General features: G+C 58.2%; 16 protein-coding genes, 5 pseudogenes and 1 other annotated feature. Of the genes and pseudogenes, 10 read left to right on the plus strand and 11 right to left on the minus strand.

Translation table 11 applies throughout. The features are described from left to right. Positions 1-19: 19 nt before the first annotated feature. A protein-coding gene (locus tag GLR48_RS11460; protein WP_237061527.1) for an IS3 family transposase occupies positions 20-1,254 on the plus strand; the annotation gives its coding sequence in 2 pieces (ribosomal slippage) (positions 20-317 and positions 317-1,254; 1,236 coding nt in all). Further along, positions 307-423 (plus strand) — a sequence feature (AL1L pseudoknot). It overlaps the preceding gene by 117 nt. 130 nt (positions 1,255-1,384) lie before the next feature. On the opposite strand, the gene GLR48_RS11465 is transcribed toward GLR48_RS11460, so the two are convergent. Further along, on the minus strand, positions 1,385-2,182 hold the full coding sequence (locus GLR48_RS11465) for an E2 domain-associated cysteine-rich protein (protein ID WP_237061529.1): 798 nt from the start codon (positions 2,180-2,182) through the stop codon (positions 1,385-1,387). Then, positions 2,179-3,780 carry a hypothetical protein gene (locus GLR48_RS11470; RefSeq protein WP_237061530.1) on the minus strand — a complete coding sequence of 534 codons (1,602 nt, stop codon included), beginning with the start codon at positions 3,778-3,780 and terminating at the stop codon, positions 2,179-2,181. The genes GLR48_RS11465 and GLR48_RS11470 overlap by 4 nt, the downstream gene beginning before the upstream one ends. Positions 3,781-3,908: 128 nt before the next feature. Between GLR48_RS11470 and GLR48_RS11475 the strand changes: the two genes are divergently transcribed. Both GLR48_RS11475 and GLR48_RS11480 read left to right on the plus strand, forming a co-directional pair. Continuing rightward, positions 3,909-4,784 (plus strand): WYL domain-containing protein, encoded by an 876-nt coding sequence (locus tag GLR48_RS11475; protein WP_237061531.1) that lies wholly within the window; start codon positions 3,909-3,911, stop codon positions 4,782-4,784. After that, positions 4,763-5,674 (plus strand): cyclic nucleotide-binding domain-containing protein, encoded by a 912-nt coding sequence (locus GLR48_RS11480; RefSeq protein WP_237061532.1) that lies wholly within the window; start codon positions 4,763-4,765, stop codon positions 5,672-5,674. Before GLR48_RS11475 ends, GLR48_RS11480 begins: the two co-directional genes overlap by 22 nt. Before the next feature lie 258 nt (positions 5,675-5,932). Here the strand turns inward: GLR48_RS11480 and GLR48_RS11485 are convergent. Then, positions 5,933-6,187, minus strand: a pseudogene (locus GLR48_RS11485) (Mu transposase domain-containing protein); the annotation flags it as partial. 101 nt (positions 6,188-6,288) lie between these two features. Continuing rightward, positions 6,289-6,510, minus strand: a pseudogene (locus tag GLR48_RS11490) (transposase); the annotation flags it as partial. A gap of 266 nt (positions 6,511-6,776) precedes the next feature. Between GLR48_RS11490 and GLR48_RS11495 the strand changes: the two are divergent. Further along, positions 6,777-7,955 (plus strand): annotated as a pseudogene (locus GLR48_RS11495) (IS110 family transposase); the annotation flags it as partial. A gap of 133 nt (positions 7,956-8,088) precedes the next feature. Here GLR48_RS11495 and GLR48_RS11500 read toward each other — a convergent pair. Together GLR48_RS11500 and istA (GLR48_RS11505) are read right to left on the minus strand one after the other, a co-directional pair. Beyond that, positions 8,089-9,090: pseudogene (locus GLR48_RS11500) on the minus strand (IS256 family transposase); the annotation flags it as partial. A gap of 127 nt (positions 9,091-9,217) precedes the next feature. Beyond that, a pseudogene (istA, locus tag GLR48_RS11505) lies at positions 9,218-9,829 on the minus strand (IS21 family transposase); the annotation flags it as partial. 620 nt (positions 9,830-10,449) lie between these two features. Here istA (GLR48_RS11505) and GLR48_RS11510 point away from each other — a divergent pair. Then, a complete protein-coding gene (locus GLR48_RS11510) occupies positions 10,450-11,142 on the plus strand; it encodes an SOS response-associated peptidase (protein WP_237061533.1) in 693 nt (230 codons plus the stop codon). 87 nt (positions 11,143-11,229) lie between these two features. Here GLR48_RS11510 and GLR48_RS11515 read toward each other — a convergent pair whose 3' ends face one another. Next, on the minus strand, positions 11,230-11,703 hold the full coding sequence (locus tag GLR48_RS11515) for a DUF427 domain-containing protein (RefSeq protein WP_237061534.1): 474 nt from the start codon (positions 11,701-11,703) through the stop codon (positions 11,230-11,232). 29 nt (positions 11,704-11,732) lie between these two features. After that, the gene (locus tag GLR48_RS11520) at positions 11,733-13,115 is read right to left on the minus strand and encodes a Y-family DNA polymerase (RefSeq protein ID WP_237061535.1); all 1,383 of its coding nucleotides are present in this window, start codon (positions 13,113-13,115) and stop codon (positions 11,733-11,735) included. 149 nt (positions 13,116-13,264) lie between these two features. Between GLR48_RS11520 and GLR48_RS11525 the strand changes: the two genes are divergently transcribed. The 4 genes from GLR48_RS11525 to GLR48_RS11540 all read left to right on the plus strand — a co-directional run bounded on the left by GLR48_RS11525 (position 13,265) and on the right by GLR48_RS11540 (position 14,965). Then, positions 13,265-13,699 (plus strand): LexA family protein, encoded by a 435-nt coding sequence (locus GLR48_RS11525; RefSeq protein WP_237061537.1) that lies wholly within the window; start codon positions 13,265-13,267, stop codon positions 13,697-13,699. Beyond that, positions 13,696-14,157, plus strand: a complete 462-nt coding sequence (locus GLR48_RS11530) for a Y-family DNA polymerase (RefSeq protein ID WP_237061539.1) — start codon at positions 13,696-13,698, stop codon at positions 14,155-14,157. The genes GLR48_RS11525 and GLR48_RS11530 overlap by 4 nt, the downstream gene beginning before the upstream one ends. A 30-nt stretch (positions 14,158-14,187) precedes the next feature. Continuing rightward, positions 14,188-14,763, plus strand: a complete 576-nt coding sequence (locus tag GLR48_RS11535; RefSeq protein ID WP_237061541.1) for a DinB/UmuC family translesion DNA polymerase — start codon at positions 14,188-14,190, stop codon at positions 14,761-14,763. 97 nt (positions 14,764-14,860) lie between these two features. Then, positions 14,861-14,965, plus strand: a complete 105-nt coding sequence (locus GLR48_RS11540) for a DUF4113 domain-containing protein (RefSeq protein ID WP_237064526.1) — start codon at positions 14,861-14,863, stop codon at positions 14,963-14,965. A gap of 41 nt (positions 14,966-15,006) precedes the next feature. Here GLR48_RS11540 and GLR48_RS11545 read toward each other — a convergent pair whose 3' ends face one another. The 3 genes from GLR48_RS11545 to istA (GLR48_RS11555) all read right to left on the minus strand — a co-directional run bounded on the left by GLR48_RS11545 (position 15,007) and on the right by istA (GLR48_RS11555) (position 18,484). Next, on the minus strand, positions 15,007-15,276 hold the full coding sequence (locus tag GLR48_RS11545; RefSeq protein WP_237061543.1) for a hypothetical protein: 270 nt from the start codon (positions 15,274-15,276) through the stop codon (positions 15,007-15,009). Positions 15,277-16,163: 887 nt separating this feature from the next. Continuing rightward, positions 16,164-16,979, minus strand: coding sequence for an IS21-like element helper ATPase IstB (gene istB / locus GLR48_RS11550; RefSeq protein WP_237061545.1), 816 nt, complete (start codon positions 16,977-16,979; stop codon positions 16,164-16,166). Further along, positions 16,976-18,484 carry an IS21 family transposase gene (istA, locus tag GLR48_RS11555; protein ID WP_237061547.1) on the minus strand — a complete coding sequence of 503 codons (1,509 nt, stop codon included), beginning with the start codon at positions 18,482-18,484 and terminating at the stop codon, positions 16,976-16,978. The genes istB and istA (GLR48_RS11555) overlap by 4 nt, the downstream gene beginning before the upstream one ends. Before the next feature lie 583 nt (positions 18,485-19,067). On the opposite strand from istA (GLR48_RS11555), the gene GLR48_RS11560 reads away from it, so the two are divergent. Continuing rightward, complete coding sequence (locus GLR48_RS11560; RefSeq protein WP_237061549.1) at positions 19,068-19,340, plus strand: hypothetical protein; 273 nt, start codon at positions 19,068-19,070, stop codon at positions 19,338-19,340. Positions 19,341-19,393: the final 53 nt, after the last annotated feature.

Genomic DNA, 19,393 nt, shown 5'->3' on the forward strand with positions numbered 1-19,393 from the left:
CCTGAGAAGGATGAGAGTCATGGAAAAGAGCAAGATGGCCAACCGCTATTCACCGGAGGTCCGCGCCCGCGCGGTGCGGATGGTGCTGGAACACCAGAGTTCCTATGAAACGCAGGGCGCCGCGATAGCGGCGATTGCACCGAAGATCGGCTGTATTCCGCAGACGCTTGCAGTCTGGCTGAGGAAGGCCGCAAAGGACGCTGGTGCGGCGGGTGGCACGAGTAGCGACGAGCGCGATCGGATCAAGCTGCTTGAACGCGAGAACCGAGAGCTGCGTCAGGCGAATGAGATCCTCCGCAAAGCATCAGCTTATTTCGCTCAGGCGGAGCTCGACCGCCCGTTGAAGCGATGATCGGGTTTATCGACGATCATCGTGCCGTCTATGGGGTCGAGCCGATCTGCCGGGTTCTGCCGATCGCCCCATCGACGTATTATGCGCACCTGGCCATCCGTGCCGATCCGTCCAAGGCGTCGGCGCGACAACAAAGGGATGCAGCGTTGCGTCCCGAGATTCAGCGGATCTGGGACGCCAACTTCAAAGTCTACGGCGTGCGCAAAGCCTGGCACCAGCTCAGACGGGAAGGCTTCGATGTCGCCCGTTGCACGGTGGCGCGGCTGATGACCCAAATCGGGCTGCGTGGGGCTGTGCGTGGCAAGGTCATCAAGACTACGCAGAGCGATACAGCGGCACCATGTCCGCAAGACAAGGTGAACCGCCAGTTCCGGGCACCGGCACCGAACATGCTGTGGGTGAGCGACTTCACCTACGTCTCGACCTGGGCCGGCTTCGTTTACGTGGCCTTCGTGATAGACACATTCGCCAATCACATCGTTGGTTGGCGGGTATCAGGGTCGGCCAAGACGGACTTCGTTCTGGATGCGTTGGAGCAGGCACTCTACAAACGACGCCCCGATGGTGACGGCAGCCTGGTGCATCACAGCGATCGCGGGTCCCAATACGTTTCCATCCGCTACACCGAGCGCTTGGCCGACGCTGGCATCGAGCCCTCAGTTGGAAGCGTTGGAGACAGCTACGACAATGCATTGGCCGAGACGATCAATGGCCTCTACAAGACCGAGGTCATTCGCCGTCGGGGCCCTTGGAAAAACATTGAGGCCGTTGAGATGGCGACCCTCGAATGGGTGGACTGGTTCAATAACCGCCGGCTGCTTGAACCCATCGGGAACATCCCGCCTGTCGAGGCTGAAGCCAACTACTATGCGCAGCGTGCCGCGCTCGATATGGTCGCGTAAAGTGAAGCAACTGGTCTCCGGCAAACCCGGCGCGGTTCAAATCGTCTAGCTTGGCTGCTTATGAAGACGCTACACCTGATCAATGAGATCAAGAAATCCTCAATGGCCAAAGTAATTCCGCAGGGTGATTTCATTGCTCCCTGAGAGGGCAGCGCTTCATTGTGCCACAGCACTTCTTCCCCTCGCTTCTTAAGTCGTCAATAATTCTAGCTTCAATGCGTTGGCGTTCGTTTTCTAATAGAACTAGATTCTCTATGACCGCCCTATTGGGGCAATCGGCGCGCAATATAGGCTTATGGAGCCGACCGCAGCCTTGATCGCATACGGAAGTATGGCAAGAGCCTTTTCGAAGAAGTTTGTGCTTCCAGGTGCAGCCGCGAGGGCAAGGAGAACGCGCATTCAAGACGCGGTCGCGCCTCTTGGATATACGGGGGAGCCGTTGGGCGAGCCATCCTTTGCCACGAAACATCGCTTGCCATAGATCGTCTTTCCATCCCAATGGATCAGCAAGTTCTTCCATTGCGACCTGAACATGCGCCGCTTCGCCGTGGCTGAGACCTGAACCGAGCGGCCAAATGCCTCGCTTACTGGCGTATTTCTGGTTATTGAGATAAACGCCTAAGTGAGACCACCACGCCTTAAAGCCCTCAGGGGCTTGCATCGGGTGCTCAGAACGAAAGAAAACACAAAATGTGCTGTCTGGATTGATATGGCGTTCAAGACAGAAGGCCGGGAGCTGACGCTTGTCTTGCACCTCACTGACCGCAATGCCCCCGTGCTGCGACTCTTCTAGCCTCAACCAGAAGCCGCTGGAGGCCGCGCTGCCGACGCCGGGCGGTGCGGCCAGAACAATCGCCGACTCTTTCTGCCGGTCCTGAACACTTACCCAGCTCGGAACATTCTGGAGTAGTTCGCCAAGTGCGTTCATTTGGACTTGAAGTGCGCCCGTGGCGGAGAGGGCTGGCTCGGAACATGCGCTCTGGCGTAGTTCGGGCTGGCGACCTGGGCGGGAGTTGAAGATAGGCAGACGGACACGTCGCCATAGTCCATGTTGGCGGTGTAGCCGCTCTGATCCAAAAGGTCTTCAAGAGCCACAGGCGCGACGCGTAGGGCGCGAGGGCCAAGCTTCACACCGTTATCTTCACACTCCCGCTGCATTTGCTCTGAGCGCGTGGTTGCGATGCTGGACGCCACACGCACAGACCGATCACCACGGATGCCGATCCGGGAAATCGGAGTCTGGCCAAGCTCAATTCCGATGGCCAGCCCTAGGCTGTCCAAGTTCCCAAGAACAAGTTTGCACAGCCCGAATGAAGAGTGCAGCCCGCCAGCACACAGCGCCGCCGAGGATACGCTTTTCCGTTCATCGGTTTCGGTGCGGGTGCCTTCAGCGATGACCGCATGGATGCAGTCCCCTATGAACCTGACTTTCCTGCCTCCGAAATCCTTCTCCACCACGTTCTGGAACTCTTCGCGGATCACGTGGAGCGCTCTCACCGCATCGCGGATGCCTCCAGAGGCGACGGCAATATCGATATAATCGGTGTACCCGGAGATGTCCGCATACATAGAGACCAATGACATACGTATCGAACGGCTCGGCGACAGCTCAGCATAATCAATTTCGCGAAGCGGTGGTTCCCTGTGAGAGAAGCTGAAGCTTGGGTTTGTGAAGTCAGGAAATTCGCCGCGCTGGATTTCCTCTTTCCAGTTTGAAACTACGTCTTGTGTGTACGCCCGTCGATCCTGCTCTTCGAATACCAGACGCCCGCTGGCATCCTGACGCGCAGCATTGACGGCCATTTCTGAAGCGGAGAGGCCAACAAACTCGTTGATAACACCAAATTTTTGGATACTGAGAAGCGCCCGCACGCGGTCGGAAACATAGACGCCCGGCTCCTTGCCGAAAGCCAGCTTCGCTGCGTGATTGGCCGCGCTCCCAAGGAACATAGGCTCCTGCTCACAGCCCGTCCCGTTGTTGATGGCGACGCATGTGCCTACATCGATCCCGACCCGGAACTTGGCGCTAAATTCGCTCTTGGCAAGCTCGCGGTTTGCAGCGTCAGCAACCTGCCTGAAATCGTCAACGAAGGCAAGTGCCTGAGAAAGTGTGTCGCGGGTGACGCCCTGCTTTCCGCGCTCCAGCACCACGGCGTGCACGCGGCCGCTGTGGAAATCAACCCTCTGGGCCGCAGTGTTCTCAATCGCACGATCAGCCGCGCTATAGTAGAGATGCAAAAGCCGCATGGCGCGTTCGTGAGAGGCCTCGGTCTCGCGGCCTTCCTCAAGACGAAACTCATCGTAGTTAGTGATCGCGATATATATCTGGACGGTATCGACCACGACGGCCTTGCCCTTCGGCAGGCTGAACAACGGAGGAGTCGCCGGTTGCTTTTGAGCCGCCCGGATCGCCCTGTCCGCTTCGTAGAGGGGCAAGTAGTCGTCAAAGCGCTGAACATTGAAGGCCGGAGCCTTCTCTTTCAGCTTGTTAATGCGCTCTAGCGCGGTTGCCTCGTTCCAGGCCATCTTGGTCTACCTTTCTGCGTCACCGGATGACCCGCTACGCGATTCTAGTTTTTAATGTACTCCTATATTTTAGGACTATCCTAGCATTTGTCAACATGCTAGGATCTGGGAGGGAGGACAAAGCCGCCATGAAGCACGAGACGATCAAGCCAAGCCAACGAAAACGCTACGAATTCATTGAATTTCAGCTCATGTGGGAGGGGACCATAGGAAGAAAGCTGCTGAAGGATAAATTCGAAATCTCTCTGCAGCAAGCGACGCTGGATCTCACATCCTACCTCGACCTCGAACCGAAGAACATGACTTACGATCCGCGCCAGAGGACATACGTAGCGCAGTCCAACTTTCGTCCGGCTTTTGTTGAGGGAGAGGCGACCGAGTACCTTCAGCACTTGGAGATGCTGCATCACGGCTACCGCGCTGCGGATGAAATATGGCCTGCCAGTGTTCCGGAATTCGATGCCGTAAGGATGTCGTCACGAAAGACTGATCCGGTCATTTTAAAGACTGTGCTACGGGCGATACGCAATCGCCATTGTGTTGAGGTCATGTACGTTTCCCTCAGTTCAGAATCTGAATCTCCCCGCTTTTTGTACCCTCAAGCCATAGCTAGCGATGGCCATAGGTGGCACATGCGGGCATTTGATAGCGATAAGGAACGTCATTCGGACTTTGTTCTCTCACGTATCGAAAAGGTCACAATCAAAGAAAGTGACGTCAAAGAAATTCCTGAGGATGACGAGTGGTCGACGATTGTGTATTTGCGTTTGCGGCCCGACCCAAACCTTGCTGAGAGACAGCGGGAACGTCTTGAAGTCGAGTATGATATGAATGACGGCGAATTGTTGCTTCAAGTGCGTCAGGCAATGCTCTTTTACTATTTGCGATTCTATGGCTTTAATCCGCTTGAAGTAGATGGGGGTATGATCCGCAACAAGAGTAGCTTCTCTTTGAATATCGTGAACTTGGAAGAAATTGAAAGATGCCTGAAAAGAAGAAACTAGAGGAGGCTGCGCCTTCTTTAAATCGGATAGCGACAGACGAGTCCGACATTCGTGAACGCGAGCTATCCACATTGCTAAATAATGACCTCGTTGCAGGCAATTTGTCTATCGCGGAAAAAATCTTAAGATCCGCAAAAAGATTACCGTTCAAGAAGGGTGACAAAGTCATCATGCAAGGCGCTCCTGACGACTGCGCCTACTTCATCATTTCAGGCAGTGTAGATATCCGGATCAATGGAAAGCACATTGATTTTCGTTGTGCTCCTCAGGCAGTCGGGGAGATGGCTGCCAAACGGGCCGGAGAAGTTAGAACCGCCGACGTAGTGGTTGCTTCCGAAATATTGGAAGCCCTGGCGCTTAGCGGGAGCGAGTTCCGTGCGATCATGAGGGCTTTCGAGACCTTCTCAGATAATCTTAACAACTCTATTGATGCACTTTCGCGTAAAAAGATTAGTCAACTAGGTGTAAAGAGCGAGCCCCGTGGGTGGTCATGGACTGCAATAAGTGGCGGTGTTGGTTTGGCTGCAGCATTGGCAGGTTCGGTTTTTGTATGGCTTGCCGGTTACTCGCCGCTCCAGATTGCTTTGGCCAGCGCAATTCTCGGAATAGCCGCATTCATTATAATCATCCTCAGTAATCCAATCTACTTGTATCGCAAGTTATCAATTTCTTCGGGCACTGCTTTGGTACTTTACATCGTTTATGGCGCTCTGAGTTACAGCCTGACTATAAATGGTACAGAGCTTGGTATTCCCTACATCGACTTTCAAGCTCACGGTGAACAAAAAATTGAAACGCTTGTGCTTTCAATCGTTGGCCTCGGAATATCGTCGATTACATTCGGTTATCTTGATCTGCGACTCAATGGAAGAGACGTGAAAAGCCAATAATTTTCTCTGAGCCGAATGCGCTTCAGAATGATGCCCGCCAGGGAAGCCAAAGAAAAACTTCATGTGCTCTTTGAGCTAGTCCCGATAATCTCGAATTGCGCTTTGATCGAGTTGCTTTGCAGGCACTAGCCGGTGGTGACGCTCTTCGACGACCTTTACCTCGTCATCCTGCAAAGTTAGCTCAAACAACGCGACCACGTCATCACTCATGACTTGTGCAGCAATTGCGCGGCAGCGCATGCCGGTAAACTTTTCTTCAACGTGGTCGCGCTGCGTGGAATGCTGCCCGTTGCCAGAGGTGCGCACATGGGAGGCGACACGCTGCCCAATGTGGAAGAATTCAACCGTTCGGGCGGTGATGCGCACCCACAGCTCTTTCCTCAGCAACTGATAGGGCACGGAGTAATAATGCTTGTCGATTGCGATGTGGTAATCGATCCCGGCGCGGCACTTCTTCCATTCTGCATAGACATAAGGCGCTACCGGCAACGGCTTCAGGGCGGGCTTGTCCAACCGCTAGAACAGCTGTCTGCGGCTGGCGCCGAGATGGCGCGAGACCTGGTAGCGTCCGTCAAGCTGGTGTAAATTTGGGTATGGCCATTCGCTGACATCGGTCAGGCGGCCTGTGTTGAGATGCTGAGAAGCGGGTCGATCTGAGCGGCATCGATGAGGCTGAAGGCCTCTACCTGCATGTAGCGGTGCTGGCTTTGCCAGTCGTCGTTCTGCTCGAAGAGCACCGCGCCGATCAGGCGGATGATCGACTCCTCGTTTGGAAAGATCGACACGACATCGGCCCGGCGCTTCACCTCTTTGTTCAGGCGTTCGAGTGGGTTCGTAACCGGTATGAAGATTCTGGTGCCAATGTTCGGCCCTGATTCTCGGATTAGGGTATATGCTGCGAACATCCGGGACGGAGGCACCGGGAGCACGAAAGTGCGGGCAGGCCGTTCTTATAGCATGAGCCGAGAGCTCGAGTTAGTAGCTGGCCGCCTCTGCGACTCGCCCGGTTGCGCCGAGAGCGCGAATCCGTAGTTGTCGTGTCGCCCGCCGCTCCCGCTTTTTGTCACTGGCAAGGGAGGCGCATATGCGACGCGTAGTTGGAATAGATATTCACCGCACCTTTGGGGAGGTGGTGATCTGGGAGAATGGTGTGACCAGACATGAAGGCCGGGTTGATATGACCCGAACAGCCTTGGAGGGGTTTGGTAGGCAACTTCTGAAGACGGACGAAGTGGTGATCGAGGCGACTGGAAACTGCATGGCGGTTTCCAGAGTTCTGTCACCACATGTGATGCGGGTGGTGATCGCCAATCCGCTTCAGGTAAAGGCCATCGCCCATGCACATGTGAAGACCGACAAGGTCGACGCAGCGACGTTGGCGAGCTTATATGCCGCAGGCTATTTGCCGGAGATCTGGACCCCGGATGCAGCGACAGAACGGATGCGCCGGCTTGTGGCACGCCGCTACCAGGTCGTTCGGCATCGGACCCGGATCAAGAACGAGGTGCATGCCATCCTCCATGCGCATCTGATCCCGAAGTGCCCTCATGCTGATTTATTCAACCGTCGCGGGCGCGATTGGCTAACGCGCCAACCGGTTCCGGAGGACGAGCGGGCCGCGATCGCGCGTCATGTCCGGGAACTGGACCGGCTCGGGGAGGATCTTGCAGTGCTCGATCGGGACATTGCCCAGGACGCGCTGGAAGACGAGGCGATCCGACGGTTGCTGACCATCACCGGAGTCAATCTGGCCGTGGCGGCCGGGCTGATGGCGGCGATCGGCAGCATCGACAGGTTCAAATCACCTCAGAAGCTGGTGAGCTACTTCGGGCTGAACCCACGGGTACGTCAATCGGGGCTCGGTCCTGCCCATCATGGCCGGATCAGCAAGGCGGGACGCAGCCATGCCCGTGCGATGTTGGTCGAGGCGGCTTGGGCCGCGGCGAAAGCACCCGGACCCCTGCGCGCCTTCTTCATTCGCGTCCGCGCCCGACGCGGCCATCAGATCGCGGCCGTTGCAGTGGCGCGCAAACTGGCGGCACTCTGCTGGCACATGCTAACAAGAGGGGAGGACTACCGTTGGGCCCGGCCAAGCCTTGTCGCGCAGAAATATCGTTCCATGGAACTGGCCTCTGGGCAGCCCCAGAAGAAGGGCAACAAGCGTGGCGGCGCATACGCCTACAACGTGAAAGAGTTGCGTCACCAAGAGATGCAGATCGCTGAGCGCGCGCAAGAGAGCTATGAGCACTTCGTTGCGTCATGGCGACCGCACCCTCCAAAGCAGGGTGGGTGTGCGACCGCCTCAAACCGGCAGGGACTGAACAGGCTGCCCGGCGACGCTTCCAGCCGACGCGCCACGCTTCGCCACGAGGTCGACCGCACAATGAAGGAATAGCTGTTCTGGGCACAAAAGTCTTGTCGATCACATCCGTGCTGTGTAGCTTGGTGCGGTGCTGGGCCGGGAAGGCCATGTAGGCCAGAACATCAGACTCGCTTTCATCCATCAGCGTAGCGAGTTTTGGCCAGCGGGGGCGAAGCTGGTCCGCGACGTGGCGCCAAACCTCCTGCGCGCCTTTCTGGTCGGGCTGGTTGAAGGCCTGCCGGATTGCCGCGGCAACGACGGTGTATTGGCCCTTGGGCACGTGGGCGAGGGCATTGCGCATCCAGTGGACGCGGCAGCGCTGCCACGTCGCATCGAAGACCCGCGCGATCGCGGCTTTCAGGCCGGAATGCGCATCGGAGATTACCAGCTTGAGACCCGCCAGACCGCGGCTTTTGAGACTACGCAGGAACTCGGTCCAGAATGTCTCAGCCTCTGACGGTCCCACGGTCAGGCCAATGATCTCACGCCGCCCGTCTGTGTTCACGGCCACAGCGATTATGGCCGCGACCGATATGATCCTGCCGCCCTGCCGCACCTTCAGATAGGTCGCGTCAAGCCACAGATAGGGCCATTCGCCAGTGAGTGGCCGATCCAGGAACTCATGCAGCCGTTCGTCAATGTCCTTGCACAGCTTCGACACCGTGCTCTTGGAGATGCCCGACAGCCCCATGGCTTGAACAAGGTCGTCGACCTTGCGGGTCGAGACGCCTCCAATCCAGGCTTCCTGAATGACTGCCACCAAAGCCTTCTCGGAGGTCCGACGCGGCTCGAGGAAGCCTGGGAAATATGATCCCGTCCGCAGCTTTGGAACCCGCAAGTTCAATGCCCCCATCCGGGTCTTGAGCTCGCGGTCGCGATAGCCGTTGCGGTAGGTCTGGCGACCTTCTCCGCGCTCATAGCGGCCAGCGCCAATCATTCCGTCAACGTCGTGCTCCATCAGCGTCTGAAGCACAGCCTCGGTCACAGCTCTCAAAAAATCGCCCTCGTCGTGCTTTTGCAGCAGCTCAATCAGGGCCATATTGGTCTCGGTCATCGGGGTCTCCATCGGTGCGTGGTTGAAGTGTGCAAACTCCACCATAGCCGACGTCTTCGATGGCCACCCCGGTTACACTGCCAGCGCAGTGTGAAAGTCTACCACGTCCTCGGACACTACCCGAGACCTTGTCGTTGAGCCGGTCCAAAAGCGGGCGAATGGCAGCGTTCACATCCCCGAGGCTGAAGAATTGACGGTTGCGCAGCCGCGCCAGAATCCAGCGCTCAACCAGTAAAACCGCGCCTTCGACTTTTGCTTTATCCTTTGGTTTGTGTGGCCGCGCCGGCACCACAACCGTGTCGTAATGCGCTGCCAGATCCGCATAGGTCCGGTTGATCACAGGGTTGTAGAAGCAGGCCTTTGTGACACCTGCCTTCAGGTTGTCCGACACGACCTGCGCCGTCACACCCCCGAAGAAGCCAAAGGCGCGCACATGGCTCGCGATCCAGTCCGGCAGTGATTGGGTTCAAGTCGCCTCAGCATACGTGTAATTCGAGGCACCCAGCGTGGCGACAAACAGTTGTACCGTGCGCACTTCGCCGGTCATGGGATCAATCACGTCGATTGTGTGCCCTGCATAATCGACAAACAACCGCTCGCCCGCCGGATGGCGCTGGCGCATCACCGGCGACAGCTTGCCTTCCCACCGGATGTAAAGTTCGCAAAACCGGGAATAGCCCTAACCATCTGGATGATCGGCGCGATATTCTTCTCACAGCAATGACAGGGTCACGCCCTTGCGGCGCAACTCGCGGTGGACATGCACCCAGTCAGGCTGGGCCGCAACACGTCGGGTGTTCTGGCAGGCCCGATAAAACAGACGACGCTCGAGGTCCGTGTCAGACATCTTTTGGGGGTGGCGGCCAGCTCAGGCCCAACTCAGCGGCACGATCAAGATAGCCCCGAAGGGTGGTGCGCCCGATCGCAAGGCTCGTCGCAATTTGACGGGTCGACAGACCCTCGGCTGACAGCCGTAACACGTCTCGTATCTTCCGCATCGGCATTCTCTTCATCGGGCTTCCTTCGTGCCAAAAGGGCGGAAGGTAGCCGGTTGCAGATTGCCTCGCAGCAGCACGTCACAGGGGTGGGCGCATACCCCGGAAACGGTGGGCGGATGAAATCGGAACGGGTGGGCGCATCAAATCGGAATCGGTGGGCGGATCACCTCGGAATACGCAGGCGATCTGACGCAGCGTGGCGGGTAGGACGAAGACTGATGTTTCCATGACAGAACTCCAACGCTAACTAGAGTTTGTGTATAAAACATAACAAGAACAAATTCAAGATGCCAGCTATCACTCCTCCGGTTACAGTCGAAAAAAGGTGTCCTTGCGCGTCCGAGCGCGTATCCTAGACTGTATGTGCAATCTCTACTCCAACACGATGGCCAAGGACGCGATGCGGCAGCTCTTCACTGTCGATGCATCTCATGACGCGCTTGGCAATGCTGAACCGCTGACAGCCATCTTCCCGAAAGGCATGGCGCCGATCGTCGGGGCCGACACCGACGGCACGCGCTGGCTGAGACCCGCCCATTGGGGCTTCGTGATGCCGCAGGTGTCCAAGAAGACCGGCAAGCCGATCCAGCCGAAGGCCGTAAACAACGCGCGCGACGACAAGCTGCGCACGTCACGCTTCTGGAAGCGGAGCTTTGAGGCGCGGCGCTGTCTGATCCCCGCGACCAGTTTCTGCGAAGCCAAAGGCCACAATCCGGCGACTTACGTGTGGTTCGGTGTGACGGGGCAGGGCGCGCGGCCACCTTTTGCCTTGGCGGGCGTTTGGCGCGCCTACAAGGGAAACTACGGTGGCGGCGAGCTGCGCGAGATGTTTACCAGCTCTATGGTAACCACGACGCCGAACGCACTGGTCAAGGAAACGCACCCGGACCGGATGCCGATGATCCTGGCCCCCGAGGACTATGGGCAGTGGCTGACCGGCACGCCAGACGACGCCTTTGCGCTGATCAAGCCATTCCCGGCGGAGCGCATGGTGATCCACCAGAGCGGCGAGGGAGTGAAGTCTGACCGCGGCAGCATGACTGCGGCGGGGTAGGAAGGTGCTTGAGCTTGACACCACAAATTCCCAATTGTCAGCATGACGGTGACCGTCACGAAAGGCCGCGAGATGGGAGCCCGGCTTTTACCAGTGCATTGTTCCTCGACTACCTTTTGGCGTGCCTATCAGGTTGGCGGTCACCCAGCCGCCATAAAAGTCCCCTGGTTGCGGGATGACGCGTTCATCCCCTACGAAACAAGCGTCCACCAGGCCGGCGTAAAACGCCACGTGGCCTGCGATACGCGAAAAGCTTGGTGAGGGGCGCTCATAGGTCCATGCCGCGCGCCTTGCGACCGTTCCGGCCACAACGACATCGAAATACTGCGCGTGCCCTTTCCATTCACAAAAGCTGCCACCGCCGACAGGCACAAGATGGGCACGGATGTCGTCGCGCGGAAAATAGTAGGTCGGCGCGTGGTGCGTCTCCAGGACGCGCTGCCCTTTGGTGGTATCGGCGGCGACCTGATCGGCAAGCATCACGCGCCGATGCTGCGGGACGTCCGCAAGGCTGGGCGGTCGCGGGTAGTCCTGAACGTTCTCGATGGGAAGCGTCTGCATATTCGGCTCCTGATTGATCTGACCATGGCTCAAAACGTGACGAAGTGGGTGTCTTCGTCGGCGACACGCGGACCGCTGAAGTCCGCGTCGTCCGGTATTCTGCCGAAGGCGATCTTGGCACCGACATAGCCACCGGGCACCTCTGTCTGTGGTCCCATAGATAGCGCCTGCGGTCCGAGCTTTGCACGCAGACCGTCCATCAGATCGCTGACCTTCTCCCACTTGGCGCGGTCTTCTGTCTCCGACGCGCCACCTGACACGCCGGGAGATACCGCGAACAGGTCGCCCATGACCTCGGCTGTGCCAATCAGGCCGTGGATCATCACGCTCACCGATCGTGGCTGGAAAGGTTGTCTGCGTTCTGCCTCTGCAAGTCCCGCGCCGAGGGCTGTCATAAATGTGTGGTCGTCTCGGGCAGGTGCGAATGACCCTTCCCAGCTCCATTGCTTGTCGTCCGACCGCCGGCCCGACGGGTTCCTGGCCCCGCCACCCCTAAAGCTGAGCGTCAACCGCGTCGCACGGACATCGGCGCGGCGGACCCGGCGGCCGGCGCTTTCCGTCAGAAGGCGCGCGCAGATCTTGACCTTCTCCGGATTGCGCCAGTCCTTGGGCAATATACGGCTGTGACCGAACATGCTCTTCTTCGTCTCGGGGCGCTCGGTGTGGTAGCCGTGGAGGCCGTTCCAGAACCGCTCGCCCTCGACGCTGCCCCAGATCGCCCGCGCCTGTTTGGGTGCCAGCGCCCAGAGGCCGTCGAAGTCGTGAACGCTTGCCGCATCCAGCCGCGCGCGCATGCCTTTCGAGATGCCGGGAAGATCACCGAGGTCGATGCCTGACAGCGCGTGGGGCAATTCCTCAGCTTTGATCAGCCTGAACCCATCCGGCTTGTGCAGTTCAGCTGCGATCTTGGCCAGCAGTTCCGTCGGTGCCATCCCAATCGAGCACGTCAGCACGTCGCTGAACACGGTGGAAAGCGCGGTCTTCAGTTGGCGGGCAAGATCTTCACCGCGATCGCTTTCCGACGGCAGCAGGTTGCAGACAACTTCGTCGATTGACCTAACGTGGGCCACGGGCACGACCGTTTCGATCACATCGAGGATGCGCCTGTGCAGGCGCACGTAGACGTCATGTCGTGCGACGACGAAGATCATGTCCGGACTGATCTCGCGCGCCTTTAGGATTGTCGCGCCGGACTTGATGCCGCGCGCCTTGGCCTGGCGGCTGACCGCGATGCAGCTGGTGTGCAACGCATCCAATGGCACGACACCGACTGGGCGACCGCGCAGATCCGGATTGAAATGCTGCTCGACCGACGCGAAGAAGCTGTCGAAATCGAGGTAGAGCCGCTCGATGCCGCGCACCTGACCGCGTGATTGCTGTGTCATCAAAAGCTCCGGAACGTGAGTGGTCATGGTATCCTTATGGGCCAGCCAGACAATGCGACCTGTCGCGGTGCGGGGACGTGGCGAAAAACCTAACCGACTCGTCGCCACTGCTTGACAGGTCGGCTGCAGGTCGCAGATAGACGGAGAACAAAATAAGAACAACACAGGAGTCGCGGATGCCCCTCCATCCCATCGAAGCCCCCATCCTGGCAGAGCGACAGATCATTGGCCTGCCTGCCATGCGGGTCAGCGCGTGCTTTCCCTCACCTGCTGGAGATGATCTCGAAGACGAGATCGACCCGATTGCCTGGGTGGTGCGGCATCCATCTTCGACATTCTGGTGGCGCGTCGAGGGCGACTGTCTGTGGGATGTCGGCATCCGGGACGGCGACATCATTGCCGTCGACCGCGCCGGCAAGCGGCGACTGGGGCGCGCTGTCCTTGCCGTGGTCGAGGGGGCCGTCATGGCAAAGATTCTGCGCAAGCGCGACGGCAAGTTCTATCTGGCACCGGCAAATAGCCAGGAGCCATACCCCGACATTGAGCTCACCGAAGACAGCGAGATCTGGGGTGTCATTGCCGGCGTGGTGCGGCGGTATGACTTGGCGTGATCCGGCCCATCGCGATCAGCGACAGGGCGAACTTCTACGTCAGTGCCGAACGGATATTCGACCCTACGCTAAAGATCGTGCCGATTATCGTGTTATCGAACAACGATGGCTGTGCCGTGGCGCGCAGCGACGAGGCAAAAGCTCTTGGCATCAAGATGGGCGAGCCCCTGCACCTGATCCGCGACAAGGTCGAGGCACACGGTATCCGAGTTTTCTCGTCGAACTATAAACTCTACGGGGACATCAGCAGACGGGTGGTGGAGGTTTACGAGGACTATACGCCGACCGTGGAGATCTACTCGATCGACGAATGCTTTCTCGACTTCACCGGGTTCAAGGATCGCACCGCCCATGCCAAGGCGCTCCGGCGCGATGTGCTGGGTAGGGTTGGCGTGCCGGTTCGGGTCAGTATCGCGCCGACGAAGACCCTGGCGAAGTGCGCCAACGACATCGCCTAGAAGAACCCAATCTTTGCGGGCGTGCTCGACATGATGGACCAGACGCTCGCCAACTGGCTGCTGCCGCTCATGCCCGTAGGTGACATCTGGGGTATCGGGCGCAAAACGCAGGCCAAGTTGCAGTGGATCGGCATCGGCACGGCGGCCGAGTTGCGGGACATGCCGTTGCGCCAGGCGCGCGCCCTCGGCACCGTCGTGCTGGAGCGAACCGTGTTGGAGCTACAGGGAGAACCCTGCATCGCCTTCGACGACGTGGAGCCGCAGCGAAAGGGCATGGCTGTGACACGGTCTTCAGGCACGCCGATGAAGGACTTCGACACGCTGTTTCAAGGGATCAAAGCGCATGCGACACGCGCGGCCGAAAAGCTGCGGCAGCACGGACTGGTTGCGGGGACACTGACCGTGTTCTTTCACACGAACCGCCACCGGCAGGATCGACCGCAGTATGCTGGCTCACGGTCGACCCGGCTGACGCCAATGTCGTCGGACACGTTCGATCTTGTCGGGGCGGCAAAGCGCTGTGCCTTGGCAGCTTGGCCGAAAATCGGTGCGGCATCTTACGGGTTCACCAAGGCTGGCGTCATGCTGGATGATGCTCCCTTATGAGCAAAGACAGCTAACCCTGTTTGATACTCTCCGAGAGGGATCGACAGCGATGATGCATGCTCTGGATGAGGTCAACGGGCGGTTCGGCAAGAAGACGATGGTCTTGGCCAGCGAGGGGATGACGCGATCTTGGCAGCTACGAGCTGATCACCGCAGTCCGCTCTACAAAACGCGGCTAACGGAATTACCGGTGGTTCGATGAGCGAGATAGCTTGCAGCACGTATAAAGTGAAGTCGTATCCCCTACTCATTATTCATTCCTTTTCCTTCAATGCCGCATTTTCGCGATATCGACGGTGAGACGCGTAACGTTGCTTTGATCGACTTCAATGAGCCGCTCGTCGATGCGCGGTCAACGCGTGTGACGCCGATGCCGCTCGTGAACGGGACTGGCTTGTCGATGGCTTTAGTGAGGTATGTGGGTGTCTGCTTGCGCATTTCGAACGCGGTGCGCTTCAGCTTCGCATCAACGAGCGACAGCAGGCGGTCGAGTTTGGCGGTGCTGGCTTTCATGCGGGCATCATATACGCGCGGACCGGGGTACAGGGGGGCTGGCATGGCGCTGTAGTGCGGTTGGCGCGATGTGGGTGCATGGTGGGCGTGGATGGTTTGTGGCGGAAAAGTGGGGGCCGGGGGAATGGGGCTTGGCCACCCCTTCGGCGTTGGGCGGGGATAAAAAATGGGCAGCTACCGCATGCCCACTTTTTTCATCTCCGTCACATATTGGTCCAGCCTTTCTTTTTCATTTTTTTTTGATTTTCATTAGAAAGACGGACTGGTTTTTTACTAGTTCTTTCTTATCGAAACGCGATTGTAAAAAGCCAATTCAGCTTAGACTGATTGGTTTTTAAATCGCTTCTATACATGTTCAGGAGGTCTAGTGGAAAGATAGGCTGTCAAGAGCTGAGCGCAAGGGGCGTGTGACAAATTACTGTCTTAAAAAGACGCATGGGCCGAGATTTAGAGGGCGGGTGGGTAAAGAAAACGGTGCAATCTTCAATAAAACAAGACACTTACCCATAAACCCTCGCTCGGAAAGAAGCTTGAACCTACTGTGGCATTTTTATATCAAAAGACACAATCAACCAGGCCTCACCACTAAACCAACCCGCCAATTTAAAGAACTCTCATCAAAACTTCTCCTGATTTTTCACCCCACCTGACCCAAGCGCCGCAGGCACCTTAACCACTGCGCGACACGCAGCACCTGATCTTCTTGAAAATCGTGTGTGCTATGTTGAGCACACGCCGGAGATCCGCAATTATATGATTTTTCTCGAACAGATTGCAGAAGCGGGATTGCTGGGCGCTGTAGAGCGTCAACCACCTTGTCCGCGAGCGACAACCATGTTGGCCGGTTCTGAAGCCGCTGAGGTTGGCGTGTCGTTCAGTGTTTTGGGTTAGGTTTCTCCTTCGTTTTGGTTGTCGGTAATGGTTGTCGCTGGTGCTTCGGCCTGCGCTCTCTGGTTCGAGGCGGCGGCCCGCTGACGGAAGCTTTCGGCATTCATCTCGAGGATGCTTGCGTGATGGACGAGGCGATCGATAGCCGCGACGGTCATGGCCTTGTCAGGGAAGATTTGATCCCAGCCGCTGAAGGGCTGATTGGCTGCGATGGCAATGCTGCGATATTCGTAGCGCCGGGCGATCAGTTCAAAGAGGACACCGGTTTCGGCCTGATCCTTGTGGGCGTAGGTGATGTCGTCGAGGATGATGAGGTCGAACTTGTCGAGTTTGGCGAGGGCCGCTTCGAGAACAAGATCGCGTCTTGCAGCCTGAAGCCGTTGCACCAGATCGCTGGTCCGGGAGTAGAAGACGCGATGCCCGGCTTCGATCAGGGCGTGACCGACAGCGGACAAGATATGAGTCTTTCCGGTACCGGAATTACCGATGGCAATCAGGTTGCTGCCACCGTCCAACCAATCCCCGGCCGCTAAGGCTTCGACGCGGGCACGTGGCAAGGTGGGCATGGCTTTGAAGTCGAAGGTTGCCAGCGTTTTGCCTACGGGGAGTTGCGCCTCGTTCAGATGGCGCCGGATCCGGCGCATGTCCCGCTCCGCCAGTTCATATTCCGCCAGCACGGCAAGGAAACGGGCGGCGGGCCAGCCTTCAGTATCGGCGCGGGTCGCGATCTCGGCCCAGAGCTTGTGGAAGCTCGGCAACCGCAACGCAGTCAACATGCTGGGCAGTGTGTGAATGTTGATCTCGCGGGCGGTCATGCGCTGGCTCCCAGTAGCGCATCGAAGCTGTCCAGCGAGGGATGCGCGACAGCGACATCCGCAGGCAACGTCATGTGCCTTGGAGTCAGCCGCAATGTCAGCGCCTCAGGATCCGGCACCAGGCCTGCGTCGAGCTCTGCTGCAAGGAGATATGCCAGTTCCACCTCGCAGGCCTGGTCATGGGCGATGAAGAGCAGATCGACCATCCGGCGGCAGGCCTCCTGCCTTGGTAGGTCCCGCTGCAATACCTTCCACGCGTCGGCGTATTCGGTCCGTGGAAACAGGCTATCGCGATAGATCGAATTCCACAGGGCCTGTGGTTTGCGCCGCAAGGCATGGATCACGTGATGGTAGTTGATGACGTGGACGCGATGTCCGTCGCCGCGCCGACGAGCCCGGGGGTGACTGACGACCAGGGTGCCACCGAGAAACGCCTCGATGCGATCATCGTAGAGATGAACACGCAGGCGCTGACCGATCAGCTGTGACGGTGCGCTGTAGAAGATGCTTTTGACCAGGAAGCCGCCCGTCCGTGTGACCGGCACCACGATCTCGGTAAAGTCTGTCGTGCGCCGCTGTGGCAGGTGCTTCAGGTGGGTCCGCTCTGCCTGAACCGCATCGACCCGCTGACGGTTGCGCCGTGCCACCAAGGTATCAACAAACCGGCGGTAATCTTCGACGCATACGAAGTCACGACTGCCGCGCAGGATCAGAGCCTGATCCATGGCTCTCTTGAGATGCCTGTTCTGGGATTCCACTGCCCCGTTCTCGTGGGCCTCACCCCGGTTGTTGCGGCTGGCTTGCATGCCATAGTGGCCAATGAAGGCGTCATAGCGCTGTGTCATGTCCTCGCGCTGATCGGCGGTCAGGTTGCGGAAAGCAGCGGAAAGGCTATCGGTGCGGTGGTTTTGCGGCACGCCGCCCAGGGACCAGAGGGCTTGCTGGAGGTTCTCGGCCAACGCTGTGTAGCTTTCCCCTCCAAGAACCACGCCAACGTGCTCCCAGCGGCTGTAGACCATGACGAAGTGGTAAAGCAGGTGCGGAAACGGCTGCCCTGCAATCGTGATGCCCAGCTCTTCGGCATGGGTGAAGTCAGACTGTGCCATGTATCCCGGCTCGGGTGTCTGACGGAAGATGATATCGCGCTCGGGGCCGTTCAGCGCCCGCCACTGCCGCACTCGCCGCTCCAGAGTCCGCCGGATACGATCGTCCGGAAACGCCACTGGATGCTCAGTCTGAAGGTGACGCAGCAGGGTGACCGCCTGCAATGCACTATCCTTCTCCAGCAAAGGGAGAAGCTCCGTCTTCCAGTAACCTTCAAGAGGATCGGGCACCGTGCGTCCGTGAATATTCTTGCGGTTGGAAGGCAGGGTGGGGTCGACATCGAAACGTCGGGCAGTCCGTTCGCTGAAGCCCGCACGGGCGGCCGCGGTGCGCTGGCTATGATTTTGGAGGTCGGTCATATACAATCTCACTTGCTGGTCGGTGATGGGTTTGTAGGCCAATACGGATCCTCCGTTTGACGGCAGAGGATCCCGGTTTACCAACCCACAGCGACCAGCACCTATTCCCAAAATCAATCAGGCCGGTGGGGCTGCACTCCAGACGGGCAAGCCCGTCTTCCGTTCAGCCCCACCGGCCAAGCTGGCTGTCGCTACCGGCCAAGATGGTTGTCGCTCAACAGGGCGCACTGCTTGCAATTGCCCTGCTCGTGATCATTTATCTCTACAAATCGAAGAGGCACATAGCCTTCGCCCGATCGAACAGCGAGGCGAGTTCGTCCGGACGATCATCGAAAACGCCTCAAACAGCGAAAAACTGGCAGCACCGATAGACGGCACTAACAAGCCCATGCAGTCCCTCGCAGACGCTCACCGCGCCCTCACCGACGAAATCCGTCGCACCCTTGGTCGCGGTGACCGCACACGAAGCTTTGGCTATTATCACCCATTTTTGCTGCGCCGGTCAGCGACGAGATCAAGGACGCGGTTTCCATGTCTGAAAGGTCGACAGCTCGTCTCGACCGTGCGCTCGCCGCAAACGACCGCCTGCTCACCGTCTTCATAAACTCATCGAAAGACATTCTCCATGCTCGCTGACATCGGCCCTCTCGTTTCTCTCTCCGTGAACCTTGTCCTGCGGATCATGTCCATCGCCGGTTGCTACGCCTTCTGGCCCCGCGTGGTGTACGCTCGAGACCCCGCGTCCCGCGCACTCGCAATGGCGATCGTTCTCGGATTCCTCGCAGCGGGCCTGAACACCTTTTTTTCGCAGATCGCTGCGAAGACGCTCCCGCGGGCCGGCCTCGTTGATCCGCATATGATGCAGGTCGCTGGCTATTACTTGGTTCGCCCTGAATAAGTCACAAGCGTATGATTTTGCTCGTAGATTTCGTAAAAACTGTGGCAGATAAT

It is taken from the genome of Loktanella sp. M215 (assembly GCF_021735925.1).
Lineage (GTDB): Bacteria > Pseudomonadota > Alphaproteobacteria > Rhodobacterales > Rhodobacteraceae > Loktanella.

Coding starts and splice junctions, on each gene's coding strand:
- GLR48_RS11465 (WP_237061529.1), bottom strand. CDS start 2,182: ATGAACGCACTTGGCGAACTACTCCAGAATGTTCCGAGCTGGGTAAGT.
- GLR48_RS11470 (WP_237061530.1), bottom strand. CDS start 3,780: ATGGCCTGGAACGAGGCAACCGCGCTAGAGCGCATTAACAAGCTGAAA.
- GLR48_RS11475 (WP_237061531.1), top strand. CDS start 3,909: ATGAAGCACGAGACGATCAAGCCAAGCCAACGAAAACGCTACGAATTC.
- GLR48_RS11480 (WP_237061532.1), top strand. CDS start 4,763: ATGCCTGAAAAGAAGAAACTAGAGGAGGCTGCGCCTTCTTTAAATCGG.
- GLR48_RS11510 (WP_237061533.1), top strand. CDS start 10,450: ATGTGCAATCTCTACTCCAACACGATGGCCAAGGACGCGATGCGGCAG.
- GLR48_RS11515 (WP_237061534.1), bottom strand. CDS start 11,703: ATGCAGACGCTTCCCATCGAGAACGTTCAGGACTACCCGCGACCGCCC.
- GLR48_RS11520 (WP_237061535.1), bottom strand. CDS start 13,115: ATGACCACTCACGTTCCGGAGCTTTTGATGACACAGCAATCACGCGGT.
- GLR48_RS11525 (WP_237061537.1), top strand. CDS start 13,265: ATGCCCCTCCATCCCATCGAAGCCCCCATCCTGGCAGAGCGACAGATC.
- GLR48_RS11535 (WP_237061541.1), top strand. CDS start 14,188: ATGATGGACCAGACGCTCGCCAACTGGCTGCTGCCGCTCATGCCCGTA.
- GLR48_RS11540 (WP_237064526.1), top strand. CDS start 14,861: ATGGTCTTGGCCAGCGAGGGGATGACGCGATCTTGGCAGCTACGAGCT.
- GLR48_RS11545 (WP_237061543.1), bottom strand. CDS start 15,276: ATGAAAGCCAGCACCGCCAAACTCGACCGCCTGCTGTCGCTCGTTGAT.
- istB (WP_237061545.1), bottom strand. CDS start 16,979: ATGACCGCCCGCGAGATCAACATTCACACACTGCCCAGCATGTTGACT.
- GLR48_RS11560 (WP_237061549.1), top strand. CDS start 19,068: ATGCTCGCTGACATCGGCCCTCTCGTTTCTCTCTCCGTGAACCTTGTC.